Annotated in this window: 10 protein-coding genes and 1 riboswitch; of the genes, 8 read left to right on the top strand and 2 right to left on the bottom strand. The window is 64.4% G+C overall.

Annotated features, from left to right (window positions below):
* Window positions 1-114: 114 nt before the first annotated feature.
* The 3 genes from N5B55_RS19870 to N5B55_RS19860 all read left to right on the top strand — a co-directional run bounded on the left by N5B55_RS19870 (window position 115) and on the right by N5B55_RS19860 (window position 3,877).
* A complete protein-coding gene (locus N5B55_RS19870) occupies window positions 115-1,497 on the top strand; it encodes an ethanolamine ammonia-lyase subunit EutB (RefSeq protein ID WP_304541486.1) in 1,383 nt (460 codons plus the stop codon).
* Between the two features lie 19 nt (window positions 1,498-1,516).
* Window positions 1,517-2,308, top strand: a complete 792-nt coding sequence (gene eutC, locus N5B55_RS19865; protein ID WP_304541482.1) for an ethanolamine ammonia-lyase subunit EutC — start codon at window positions 1,517-1,519, stop codon at window positions 2,306-2,308.
* A 64-nt stretch (window positions 2,309-2,372) separates the two neighbouring features.
* Window positions 2,373-2,478, top strand: a riboswitch (glycine riboswitch).
* A 145-nt stretch (window positions 2,479-2,623) separates the two neighbouring features.
* Entirely contained in the window at window positions 2,624-3,877 is a 1,254-nt protein-coding gene (locus N5B55_RS19860; protein ID WP_304541480.1) for a D-amino acid dehydrogenase, read from the top strand.
* Between the two features lie 67 nt (window positions 3,878-3,944).
* Here N5B55_RS19860 and N5B55_RS19855 read toward each other — a convergent pair whose 3' ends face one another.
* Together N5B55_RS19855 and N5B55_RS19850 are read right to left on the bottom strand one after the other, a co-directional pair.
* The gene (locus N5B55_RS19855; RefSeq protein ID WP_304541476.1) at window positions 3,945-5,009 is read right to left on the bottom strand and encodes a porin; all 1,065 of its coding nucleotides are present in this window, start codon (window positions 5,007-5,009) and stop codon (window positions 3,945-3,947) included.
* Between the two features lie 133 nt (window positions 5,010-5,142).
* The gene (locus N5B55_RS19850; RefSeq protein ID WP_304541469.1) at window positions 5,143-7,023 is read right to left on the bottom strand and encodes a bifunctional sugar phosphate isomerase/epimerase/4-hydroxyphenylpyruvate dioxygenase family protein; all 1,881 of its coding nucleotides are present in this window, start codon (window positions 7,021-7,023) and stop codon (window positions 5,143-5,145) included.
* Window positions 7,024-7,161: 138 nt separating this feature from the next.
* Here N5B55_RS19850 and N5B55_RS19845 point away from each other — a divergent pair, with 138 nt between their 5' ends.
* From N5B55_RS19845 to N5B55_RS19825, 5 genes are all read left to right on the top strand, one after another.
* A complete protein-coding gene (locus tag N5B55_RS19845) occupies window positions 7,162-7,929 on the top strand; it encodes an IclR family transcriptional regulator domain-containing protein (protein ID WP_154205871.1) in 768 nt (255 codons plus the stop codon).
* 247 nt (window positions 7,930-8,176) lie between these two features.
* Window positions 8,177-9,562 carry an MFS transporter gene (locus N5B55_RS19840; protein ID WP_304541465.1) on the top strand — a complete coding sequence of 462 codons (1,386 nt, stop codon included), beginning with the start codon at window positions 8,177-8,179 and terminating at the stop codon, window positions 9,560-9,562.
* A gap of 18 nt (window positions 9,563-9,580) precedes the next feature.
* Complete coding sequence (locus N5B55_RS19835; RefSeq protein ID WP_304541463.1) at window positions 9,581-10,414, top strand: shikimate dehydrogenase family protein; 834 nt, start codon at window positions 9,581-9,583, stop codon at window positions 10,412-10,414.
* A 4-nt stretch (window positions 10,415-10,418) separates the two neighbouring features.
* Window positions 10,419-11,609 carry an MFS transporter gene (locus N5B55_RS19830; protein WP_304541461.1) on the top strand — a complete coding sequence of 397 codons (1,191 nt, stop codon included), beginning with the start codon at window positions 10,419-10,421 and terminating at the stop codon, window positions 11,607-11,609.
* A gap of 81 nt (window positions 11,610-11,690) precedes the next feature.
* On the top strand, window positions 11,691-12,764 hold the full coding sequence (locus N5B55_RS19825) for a 4-hydroxyphenylpyruvate dioxygenase family protein (protein WP_304541459.1): 1,074 nt from the start codon (window positions 11,691-11,693) through the stop codon (window positions 12,762-12,764).
* Window positions 12,765-12,827 lie beyond the last annotated feature (63 nt).

The raw sequence follows: 12,827 nt of genomic DNA, 5'->3' as shown, positions 1-12,827 counted from the left end.
TATCGACGCTTGAGAAACGCGTATTAGAACATTGCAGCCATGGCTTGGAAGGCAACTAAAGTGGCAGGATAGATATTGCCGTCACCGTCATTGGACGCTTTCGCGTATCCCATCATGCACTTCGCTCAGGCCATTGGCGCACAGCGCCATGTGTTCAAGGATCTCAAGACGCTGCTGGCCAAAGCCAGCCCGGCACGCTCAGGCGATTATCTGGCAGGCCTGGGCGCAGCCAGCGAAGCCGAACGCATGGCCGCACGGATGGCACTGGCAGACGTGCCGCTGTCGACGTTCCTTAACGAAGCGCTGATCCCTTATGAACAGGACGAGGTCACCCGCCTGATTGTTGACCGGCACGACGCTCAGGCCTTCCAGCCGATCGCCTCGCTCACGGTGGGCGAATTCCGCAACTGGCTGCTCCTGCATGAGACCGACAGCCAGGCACTGGCCGGCACCGCGCCCGGCATCACGCCGGAAATGGCTGCAGCGGTCAGCAAGTTGATGCGCAATCAGGACCTGATCGCCGTGGCACGCAAGTGCCGCGTCGTCACGCGCTTTCGCAACACCATCGGGTTGCCCGGCCGACTGTCAGTCCGGCTGCAGCCAAATCACCCGACGGACGATCCCAAAGGCATTGCAGCGTCGATCATCGACGGCCTGCTCTATGGGTGCGGCGATGCGACCATCGGCATCAACCCCGCTGGCGACAATCTCGGTGCCATTGTCTCGCTGCTGCGATTGGTCGATGAACTGCGCAATCGCTACGCCATCCCCACGCAGTCGTGCGTGCTGACCCATGTGACCAACACACTGCGCGCCATTGACCAGGGCGCGCCGGTTGACCTGGTGTTTCAGTCGGTGGCGGGCAGCGAGCAGGCCAACGCAGGCTTCGGCATCAGCCTCGCCTTGCTGGCGGAAGCGCACGATGCTGCGCAGGGCCTGGCGCGCGGTACGGTCGGCAACAACGTGATGTATTTCGAGACCGGCCAGGGCAGCGCGTTGTCGGCCAATGCGCATCACGGCATCGATCAGCAAACGATGGAAGCCCGTGCTTATGCCGTGGCGCGGGCGTTCTCGCCGTTGCTGGTCAACACGGTTGTCGGCTTTATCGGGCCGGAGTATCTCTACGATGGCAAGCAGATCATCCGCGCCGGGCTGGAAGACCACTTCTGCGGCAAGCTGATGGGCCTGCCAATGGGTTGCGACGTCTGCTACACGAACCACGCAGAGGCCGACCAAGACGACATGGATACGCTGCTTACGCTGTTTGGCGTGGCGGGCATCCATTTCATCATGGGGGTGCCGGGCGCCGACGACATCATGCTGAACTACCAGAGCACGTCGTTTCATGACGCCCTCTATCTGCGCGACACGCTGGGGTTGCGCCCCGCACCGGAGTTCGAGACGTGGCTGCAAAGCATGGGCATCGTCGATACTGCCGGCCGCCTGCAAGACGCCACGGCGCGGCAACCGCTGTTGCAGCTGGCTCACGCGCTGTGAATTCGTTGGGACGCCGCTCATGCCGAAACACTCCCTCGTTCAGCTGAATCCGTGGGCGCACCTGCGCGCCTTTACCGACGCCCGTATCGCGCTGGGCCGTGCCGGCAACAGCCAGACGACCGACGCCGTACTTGCGTTTGGCGTGGCGCATGCCCAGGCGCGCGATGCCGTGCACTTGCCGCTCGATCGCGCCGCAATTGCGGCCGCCCTCGAACAGGCGGGCTTCACGGCGGTGGCCGTGCATAGCGCGGCTGCTGAGCGCGCGGAGTATCTGCGCCGTCCCGACCTTGGCCGTCGGCTCGACGATGCCAGCCGCGCAAGGCTTGGTGCGTTGCGGCCAGCGCAGCCATTCGATGTGGTGTTCGTGATTGCCGATGGCCTCTCCGCTTTGGCGGCGCAAAGCCATGCCGTGCCACTGCTGTGCAGCGTGCGTGAGCGCCTGCCGGCCGGGTGGTCGATCGGCCCAGTCGCCATCGCCGAGCAGTCCCGCGTTGCCCTGGGGGACGAGATCGGTGCGTTGCTTGGCGCCCGGCAGGTGGTGATGTTGATCGGTGAGCGGCCGGGGTTGAGTTCGCCTGACAGCCTGGGCATTTACCTGACCTACGCGCCGCGCGTTGGCCGCTCCGATGCGGAGCGCAACTGCATTTCCAATGTGCGGCCGGCCGGCCTGGCCTATGACCAGGCAGCGACCCGGCTGATGTTCCTGCTCAATGGCGCGCTGGCGCTCGGCCGCAGCGGCGTGGACCTGAAGGACGACACGCCTCCCGTTGCATCCGCTACAGCGCGACTTGCCGAACGTCACGACCCGTGACACACTCGCTCCCGCTGCCCCCACCGGCAGCACGCAGGCGCGGCTGACGCACCAACGACAGCTGCAACACGCCGCAGGAGAGACCGGGCTCACCGCACATACGCGCACCGCCCGGCGCCGATGGAGCAACCACCCCGGAAACTCTCAGGCAAAAGGACTGTGGCGTCGACTGCGAATCTGGAGAGAGGCGTACACGCGTGCGCCCACCGAAGGGGAAGGCGCCAGCGCTGCTCGTGCCCAAGCTCTCAGGTCCCAAGACAGATGGGGTGAGCCGACCGGATCGTCCGGTCATCACATCACTCCATAGGGACCGCCATGACGCACATCGTCATCGTCGGCGCCGGCATATCCGGCGTCACCACTGCCTACACGCTCTCGCAACTCGGCTATCAGGTCACGGTGCTCGACCGCCACCTGTACCCGGCCATGGAAACCTCGTTCGCCAACGGCGGGCAGCTTTCCGCCAGCAACGCAGAAGTCTGGAACAGCACCGGCACGCTGCTCAAAGGCATCAAATGGATGCTGCGCAACGACGCCCCGCTGCTGCTCAATCCCAAGCCCTCGTGGCACAAATACTCGTGGATCGGCGAGTTCGTCGCCAGCATCGCGCACTACCGCCGCAACACCATCGAGACCACCCGCATGGCCATCGAGGCACGCAAGCATCTGTTTGCGATGGCCGAACGGGAGCAGATCGATTTCGACCTGCAGAAGCGCGGCATTCTGCACGTCTATCACGACAAGGCCAGCTTTGCGGCAGCAGGCAAGGCCAACGCCCTGCTCGTCGCCGGCGGGCTTGAGCGGCACGCCGTGAGCCCCGAGGAGATTGCCGCCATTGAGCCGACGCTGCGCGGCAACTACTACGGCGGCTATTTCACCGCATCCGACGCCACCGGTGACATCCACAAGTTCACGCGCGGCCTGGCGCAGGCGTGTGAGAAGCGCGGCGTGCGATTCATGCACGGCGTGGATGTGCGCGATGTGGAAACCTCCGAAAGCGGCGTGCGCCTGCTGTTGCAAACCACGCTCGATGACCGCCTTTCCACCACCGCGGCGAATGTCGTACAGGACCTTGCCGCCGATGCGATGGTCGTGTGCGCGGGCGTGGGCAGCCGGCATATCGCACAACTGGTGGGCGATCGCATCAACGTGTATCCGGTCAAGGGCTATTCGATCACCGTGCACCTGGACGACGATGCCAGCGTGCAAGGCGCGCCGTGGGTCAGCCTGCTGGATGAGAGCGCAAAGATCGTGACGAGCCGCCTGGGCACTGGCCGCTTCCGCGTGGCGGGCACGGCGGAATTCAACGGCTACAACCGCGACATCCGCGCGGACCGCATCGAACCGCTGGTGGCGTGGACGCGCCGCAACTTTGCGATTGGTACGTCGCGTGTGGTGCCCTGGGCCGGCTTGCGCCCGATGATGCCGGACATGATGCCGCGCGTCGGCCGTGGGCGGCACGCGCGCGTGTTCTACAACACGGGCCATGGGCATCTGGGCTGGACGCTGTCTGGCGCAACCGCTGCCATGGTAGGCGACGTGATCGCGCGAGATTGCCCGCTGCATTGATCGCAGCATGAAAAAAGCCCGCCGGAACATTGGCGGGCTTTTTTCATTGCGAGAACGAACCAAGCAGTCAGAACTTGTGTCGCACGCCCAGCATCACGCCCAACCGCGAGTTGTTGCCGTACGTGTTGCCCGAATTGTTGAATGCGGCGGCGCTGTTCAGAGCAACCCAGGCGCCCTGCAGGCGGGTGTAGTCAACTTCGGCGTAGACGTCGGTGCGCTTGCTGAAGGCGTAGTCGAGCATGCCCGCGGTGGTCAGGCGCTTGCCGCTGGCATCGAGGTGTTTCATCCAGTCGTACTGCACGGTGCCGATGAAGCTCAGTGCGCCGGAGATCGGCACCTTTGCGCCAACATAGGCGGCTTGGTTCTTGTAGTCGGCCACGTCGAGACGGCTGTTCGTATAGCCGAGGTACCACGTGGCAATCGACGTATCGAGCTTGCCGCCAAAGCCCCAGACCGTCTGCTTGCTGGCCAGCGCTGCCGGCACCGCGCCGAAGAACGCCGACGACACATCGCGCGTGACCTGATACACCGCGCCCACTTCAGCCGGGCCCATGCTGTAGACGATCGAGCCAGCACCGGCCGAACTTTTGCTGAAGCTGCCGGCCTGCTCGCCAAACGTCCATGCGCCGGCAAGCTGCAGGCCCCCGAACGACTTGATGTATTTGACCGTGTTGTCGTAGCGCAGGCCGGTGTAGTTGCCACCCTGATAGCCGACGATGGAGTTGTTGGCAAACGCCATTGCCTCGTATGAAGACAACACCTCGTGCGCCAGCGTGTATTGCCGGCCGAGGTACAGCTTGCCGTAGTCGCCTTCCAGGCCGACCACCGCGGTACGTCCGAACAGACGCCCGCCCTGCTGGCTGCCACCGGTGTCAGGAAAGAACCCCGATTCGAGGATGAACATGGCCTTGGTGCCGCCACCCAGATCTTCGGTGCCACGCAGGCCCCAGCGGCTGCCCGTCAGCACGCCGTCCATCATCTGCAGATTGCTGTTGCCTGCCGCGTTTTCGTGCGTGCTGTAGCGGATGGTGGTGTCGATCAGCCCATAGAGCGTGACACCGCCCGCGCTTTGGGCCGCTGCCGGCAGGCTCGTGGCTCCGAGTACCAGTGCGGCGATCATTGTCTTGTTCATGGCTCCCTTGTCTCCTTGTATCGATATGGCGGGTGTGGATGTGCGATGGCCGCCCGCGCAGCCGTTGCTACGTTGAAATCGCCCACGACTGCACTGGCCCAGGGCGGGTGATGGGTGGATCGGTGGAGTGGGTTCAGCCGCCGGGGTTGGCGTCTTGGCGGCTCAACTGGGCCTGCACAGCCATGCGCACGCCGGCGTTTGCTGCGCCGTAGCCCAGGTAGCCGTTGCGCTGGACAAGCTCGAAGAAGAAGCGCTCGCGAAACGGTTCGGTGTAGGCGTGCAGGAAATCGCCGAAAGGGTCGCGGTCGTAGAGCAGTCCGTCGTCATGCAGGCGCGTGACCAGTGCATCGTCGAGCCCGAGCCGGGCAGCGACGTCGTCGTAATAGTTCTCGGGCACGTGCTGCAGGTGGGCGGCACTGCGGTCGATGGCTTCAATGGTTTCGAACAGCCGCTCGGTGCGCAAGGCAATGTGATGCACGCCTGAGCCTGCGTAGGCGGCAATGAAACGACCGGTGGCCGTGCGCCCGCTTTCCGATACGTTGAGCGGAATTCGCACGTTGCGATCCGGGCTCACCATGGCGCGGCTCTTCACAAGGCCGTACGGGTCGGCAATCTCCTGCATCGCTTCAGCCTGCATGCCGAAGATGGCGCGGTAGAACAGCACGAAGCTATCAAGCCGATGCGCCGGCAGCGCCTGTGCAACGTGGTCGATCGATGCCCACCCCGCATCGTCCTGCACTTGCGGCAGCAAGACAAAATCGCTCTCGTAGATGCTGCGATCGGCCTGGCGATCGTCGATCAAATAGAGCAACGTGCCGTCAGGCGCGCGCAGCGCTGGAATGCTGCGCTCCCTTGGGCCCACCGGCCCGCGCCATTCCTGAGCGCACAGTTCGCGTGCGCGTGCGATGGCGCGCTCGGCATCGTCCACCCGCAGGCCGATCGCGCAGACAGACGGACCATGCAGCTCGAAATGCTCCGACGCCGCGCTGTCCTGCTCCATGTTCAGGATCACGTTGACGCCGCCTTGCCGATACAGGTCGACAGCCTTGGAGCGATGGTGCCCCGCAAGGGTAAAACCCAGCGCGCGCAGGCGCGTTTCAAGCTCCCGTCCGGCCGGGGCGTCCACGGCAAACTCGAGGAAATCCACGCCGCCAAAACGAGCGGGGGCCGGCAATGGCGCACCGCCCGCCTCGGACTCCAGCCAGCGCAGCGAGCGCATGCCGTCGAGCGCGGTCAAGCGCGCAGGCGCTGCACGAAACTCGTCATTGAAGACTTCGAGCGACAGCGGGCCGGTGTAGCCCGCGGCAAGCAGGTCGCGTGCAAATGCCGTGACGGCCAACTCGCCCTGCCCTGGGAAATTGCGGTGATGGCGGCTCCAGGACAGTACGTCCATCGACAACTTCGGGGCATCCGCAAACTGCACGAAGAAGAGCTTGTCCGCCGGCACCTCGATGAGGCCATCCAGCGAGTCGCCCAGCGCGAGCGTGTGAAAGCTGTCGAGAATCAGCCCCAGCGCCGAATGATCTGCCTGCTTGACGATCTGCCACGCCTGGCGCCACGTCCGGGTGTGCCGCCCCCAGGCCAGCGCCTCGTAGCCGACGCGCAGCCCGCGCCGGCCCGCAGCATCTGCCATCTGGCGCAGGTCGTCTGCAGCACGCGCCGGATTGTCGATGGCGATGTCCTGTGTGTTGCTGCACACCAGCACCATCTCAACGCCCAGCTCGGCCATGACGTCGAACTTGCGCTCCGCGCGGGCGAGGTTGCGGGCAACAAACTCACGCGGCATGGCCTCGAAATCGCGGAACGGCTGGTACAGCATGATCGCCAGCCCAAGGTCTGCTGCCATCTGCCGCACGCGCGCCGGCGAGCCGTCGAAGTTCAGCAAATCGTTCTCGAACATCTCCATGCCGTCAAAGCCGGCAGCGGCTGCCGCTTCCAACTTTTCAGGCAGCGTGCCGGACAGGCACACGGTGGCGATGCATTTGGGATGGCGCGCTGCGCGGAGCGGATTCATGGCGAAGCGTGGGTCGGGCGTCTGTCAATGCCCGCAGCGTAGGTGCCGAGCCCTGACGCTCACAAGCGGCATTCGCGCAACAGCGTGCGATGATCGTACAATCGTGCGCACATATCGCTCGTTTTTAGGGTTATCGCCATGACGAAGGAACCGCTGAACCGGCGCGACTGGATCGCCGGATTGGAAAAAGGGCTCGCGATCCTGGAGGCGTTCGATCACGAGCACCCGCGCCTGACACCCACCCAGGCAGCAGAGCTGACAGGTCTGACCCGCACCGCTGCGCGCCGCTACCTCCTGACGCTCGAGCACCTGGGCTACCTCACCAGCGAAGGGACACTGTTCAGCCTGACCCCGCGGGTGCTGAAGGTGGGCTGGTCCTACTTTGATTCGGCGCGGCTGCCACGCACGGTGCAGCCTTTCCTGCAACAGGTGACCGCCGCCGTTGGGGAGGTGGCGTACCTCAGCGTGCTGGACGACTGGGAACTCGTCTTCATCTCGCGCACCAGCACCAGCCGCGTCATGAGCACGGGGTTCGTGCTGGGCGCCCGCGTGCCGGCGCCGCTTGCGTCGGCCGGGGTGATGATGCTGGCCGCGCAACCCGAGCAGAAGGTCAAGGCATGGCTGGAAACGTGCGTGCTGACGCCCTATACGCCCTACACGATCCTGCAGCGCGACCGTCTGTTCGATGAAATCCGCAAAGCCGGCAGGCAGGACTACGCCGTGGTCGAACAGCAGTTGCAGATTGGCGTACGTGGCGTGGCCGTGCCGTTGCGTGACCGGCACGGCAACGTGATCGCAGCGCTGAGCGTGAACATGCAAGTCGGCGATGAAACCACGGAGCACGCCTTGCAACGTGTGCTGCAGGTGCTGCAGGACACCGCACTATCCATCATGCGGGTGCTCTAGTGCTCCGCGCATTTCCGGCGTGCCAAGCCCGCGCTTTGCCACGCGTACGGACTCGGAGAAACCCTTGAGTCGTACGTTATTCGCACCACACTGTGCGATTATCGAACGCCTCGACCCGACAGTCGCTTGTGCCCCGCCTTGGCGGCGGACTACGCTGCGGTGCGTGTACAGACGGCCCTTCATTGCACTCGTTGCACCCGTTGCACCCAATGCACAACAGGCCGCACAGACAAAACCGGAGACCACCATGACCGCAGCCCCTGCCCATGAACCCCTGGGCAAGCACCAGTCGAAGAAAGCCGCCGCCAGCGGCTGGATCGGCTCGGCGCTCGAGTACTACGACTTCTTTATCTACGCCACCGCAGCGGCGCTGATCTTTCCGCAGATTTTCTTCCCCAAGGGCGACCCCAAGACGGCCATCATCGCTTCGCTCGCAACGTACGGCGTGGGCTATGTCGCCCGGCCGATCGGCGCTTTCGTGCTGGGCCACCTGGGCGATACGCACGGGCGCAAGAACGTGCTCCTGTGGTGCATGTTCCTGATGGGTTTTTCGACCATTGCCGTGGGTCTGCTGCCAACCTACGACCAAGTAGGGCTGTGGGCCCCCACCCTTCTTGTCATCATGCGGCTGATTCAGGGTTTTGCCGTGGCCGGTGAAATTTCCGGCGCCAGCTCGATGATCCTTGAGCACGCGCCGTTTGGCCGGCGCGGATTCTATGCGAGCTTTACGCTGCAAGGCGTGCAAGCCGGCCAGATTCTGGCTGCTGCCGTGTTCCTGCCGCTGGCGCACTACATGCCCGCAGAACAGTTCAACACCTGGGGCTGGCGCATTCCGTTCGTGCTGAGTTTCGTGGTCATCATCGCGGGCTACGTGATCCGCCGCGAAGTGCATGAGACGCCCGCCTTCACGGCAGAAAAAGAACAGCAGGCGCGCCCTCGCTCACCGGTCATCGACGCCTTCAAGTACAGCACGCCCAACATGTTGCGCGTGGTGTGCATGGCGCTGATGAACGTGATTCCTGTGGTGGCCACCATTTTTGGCGCGGCCTATGCGGTGCAGCCGGCTTACGGCATCGGCTTCGCCAAAGATATTTACCTGTGGATTCCGGTGGTGGGCAACATCGTTGCCGTGCTGGTCATTCCGTATGTTGGCGACTTGTCCGACCGCATCGGCCGCAAGCCGCCCATCGTCATCGGTTCGCTGCTCGCCGGCCTGCTGGCGTTTGCCTATCTGTACGCCATCAGCATCAAGAACGTGCCCCTCGCGTTTGCCATGTCGATTCTGATGTGGGGCGTGGTCTACCAAGGCTATAACGCGGTGTTCCCGAGCTTCTATCCCGAGCTGTTCCCCACGCGCACCCGGGTCTCTGCGATGGCGATTTCGCAGAATATCGGCACCGCCATCACCGCCATGCTGCCCGCCGTTTTCACCGCCGTCGCGCCGCCGGGCGCGGCCAACATCTGGTTGACCGTAGGTGCAATTGCATTCGGCGTCACGGTGGTTGCCGCAGCCGCCGCCATGAGCGCACGCGAGACCTACCGCATCCACATGGACGAGCTGGGCCAGCCAGCCGCCCAACCCGTCGACAAGGCCGAATATGCCCGCCAGCGGGCCGGAGCCTTGGCCGCCTGAAACACGCACACCTGAACCATGATTTCTGGAAAAACGACGCTCATCGCCCACATCGGCTACCCGACGGAGACGTTTAAGTCACCGATGATCTACAACCCCTGGTTCGAGCAACAAGACATCGATGCCGTTGTGGTCCCGATGGGGGTCAGGGCGGAGGATTACCCGCAGAGCTTCGAATCGATATGCCGTTTCACCAACCTGCGCGGTGCGCTGATCACCATGCCGCACAAGGTCACCACGGTGGAGCTGGTCGATGAAGTCACGCCCGCCGTGCGGATCGCGGGCGCCTGCAATGCAGTGCTCAAGCGCGATGACGGAACGTTGCTCGGCGACCAGTTCGACGGTGCGGGCTTCGTGCGCGGCGTGCTGCGCAAGGGGCGTCAGCTCGAAGGCGCGCGCGTATTGCTTTCGGGGGCCGGGGGGGTCGGCTGCGCAATTGCGGCGTCGCTGGCGGCTGCGGGGGTGAGCGAGCTGGCTCTGTACGACACGCGCGCAGAATCCGCCGAATCGCTCGGCCGACGTCTACTCGAGCACTACCCCGCGCTCGCGGTGCGCACGGGATCGAATGATCCGGATGGCTTCGATGTGGTCGTCAACGCTACGCCGGTTGGCATGAAGGAAGACGATCCGCTGCCCTTCGACGTGGCACGCATTGCGCCGAGCTGCTTTGTCGGCGAGGTCGTCATGAAATCCGAATACACGCCGCTGTTGCGTGCGGCGCTCGACAAGGGCTGCGACGTCCAGGTCGGCACCGACATGCTGTTCGAGATGATTCCCGCGTATCTGGAGTTCTTCGGCTTCGGCACCGCCACAGCAGAGGAACTGCGGCGCAGTGCAGCCATCGCCTACTGACCCGATGACGCGTCGCCCTCTGAGCTTTGCCCTGTTGCTGCCGCTGTTGCTATCGGCACAGCCGGTTGCGACCGACAGCTACCTCCCCGCCCTGCCAGCGATTGCCCAGACACTGGGATCGGCCAGCACGAGCCTCACGGTCTTCGCGCTGGCCTTTGGCATCGGGCAACTCCCGATGGGCAGCCTTGCCGACCGTTTTGGCCGCCGCCAGGTGCTGCTGATCGGGCTCGCGTGCTATGCCATGGCTGCGCTGGCCGGCGCGCTGGCGGTCAGTGCTTCCATGCTGACCGCGGCGCGCGCCCTCCAGGGTTTCTCGATGGCCGCGATCCTGGTGTGCGCACGTGCTGCCGTACGCGATCTGCACCCGGCCCGCGATGGTCCGCACGTCATGGCGCGCGGCCTCACTGGGCTCGGTTTCGTGGCGTTGATGGCACCGATTCTGGGCGCCTTCGTCGCACAACACGCCGGTTGGCGTTGGGTGCTGGTGGGCATGAGCTTTTATGCAATCGTGCTGTGGGCGATGTGCTGGTACGGCTTTGCCGAAACCCGACACGAGACACCGGCGCAGGTGGGCAGCGTGCGGGCAATTTTTTCGAGCGCGGATTTTCGCGCCTGGGGTTTGCTCGCAGCCGCCACCTATGCCGGCATCTTCTGCTTCCTCCTGCTTTCGCCGATGGTCTACATCGCATACCTCGGCCTATCACCGGAGCTTTATGGCTGGATACCGGCCGGCGGCTCGCTCGTCTATATCCTCAGCACGACAGGATGCCGACGCTTGCTGCGTCGCCAAAGCCTTGTGCGGACAGTACAGCAAGGCGCAACGCTCAGCGTGGCCGGCGCGTGCATCCAGGCGCTGGGCTGCTGGCTGCTTCCGGGACACGCGTGGCCGCTGCTGCTCGGGCACGCAGTCTATTGCATGGGCCATGGCATTCACCAGCCTTGCGGCCAGGCAGGCGCAGTAGGCGAGCTGCCGCATCTCGCGGGGCGTGCCGTGTCTTGGTCGGGCTTCATCATGATGCTGGCGGCCTTCTGCCTGGGGCAGACCGCAGCCGCGTTTGACGACGCCTCGCACAGCCTCGGCGCCTGGCCCATGGTGGCGCCCATGATGCTTGCCGGCGCCGTGCTGGCGACCATCGCATTTCTCTGGCTGCCAAAGCTGCAGCATCAGCCGAATCCACAAAGGGCTGCCGCGTAGCAACTGTGGGGTGCGCATCGCCACCTGCGTGGTACACAATGCGGGGTCCTCATTCTTTGCCTCAGCCACAGGAGTTTGACCATGAGCCGCAACGCCGACCTGCCGTTCAAGACCGCCGGCTTGGAGTTCATTGAGTTCGCCACGCAAACGCCCGCCGTGCTCGGCCAGGTGTTCGCATCGCTGGGTTTCAAGGCCATCGCGCGGCATGTGAGCAAGGACGTCACGCTGTATCGGCAAGGCGACATGAACTTCCTCGTCAACGCGGAAGCCGATTCGTTCGCGCACCGTTGGGCCGAGGAATACGGCGTGGGCATCTGCGCCATCGGCATCCGCGTCGACGATGCCCAGCGCGCCTACGACCGCGCCGTCGAACTGGGGGCATGGCCGGCCGAGGCCGAGCCCATCGGCCCGAGCGAACTGGTGATCCCGGCCATCCAGGGCGTGGGCGATACGCACCTGTACTTTGTCGACCGCTGGCGCGGCAAGCACGGTGCCAAAGGTGGCCTGGGCGACATCTCCATCTACGACATCGACTTCCGGCCGCTGGACACTGCGACCGCGCATGAGGACTGGCACCACGCAGGCGTCGGACTGGCGCGTGTCGACCACCTCACGCAAACCGTCGGCCCCGGGCGCTTGCAGGACTGGATCGACTTCTACCGCAACCAGCTCGGCTTCAGCGAAATTCACGAGCTGCACGCCAACTGGCACGTCGCTGCGGATTCACGTGTGATGGTGTCGTCTTGCGGGATGATCCGGATTCCGCTCTATGAAGAAGGGACGCACCGCGCGCACCTCATGCACGCCTACCTGCCCGACCACCCCGGCGAGGGCGTACAGCACATTGCACTGGCGACCGACGACATCCTGCGCACAGCCACATCGCTCGCCGCCAACGGCCTCACCTTCGTCGAGCCGCCCGCGCACTATTACGACACCATCGACGCGCGCTTGCCGGGTCACGGATTGGATCTGCAAGCCCTGCGCCGATACGGCATCCTGGTCGACGGCGAGATCGTCGACGGCGTGCCCAAACTGTTCCTGCAGACCTTCATCAAGCGCCACCCGGGCGAGATCTTCTTCGAGATCGTGCAGCGCCGCGGACACCACGGCTTTGGCGAGGGCAATCTGCCGGTATTGACTGCTGCGGCCTGACCCGGGAACCTCGCAAAGAAAAAGCCCGCCGAAACTTGGCGGGCTTTGTTCGTACTGCGGGTG

This window comes from Ralstonia pickettii, from assembly GCF_030582395.1.
Taxonomy (GTDB): domain Bacteria; phylum Pseudomonadota; class Gammaproteobacteria; order Burkholderiales; family Burkholderiaceae; genus Ralstonia; species Ralstonia pickettii_D.
This window is presented reverse-complemented; position numbering and strand designations above follow the sequence as displayed.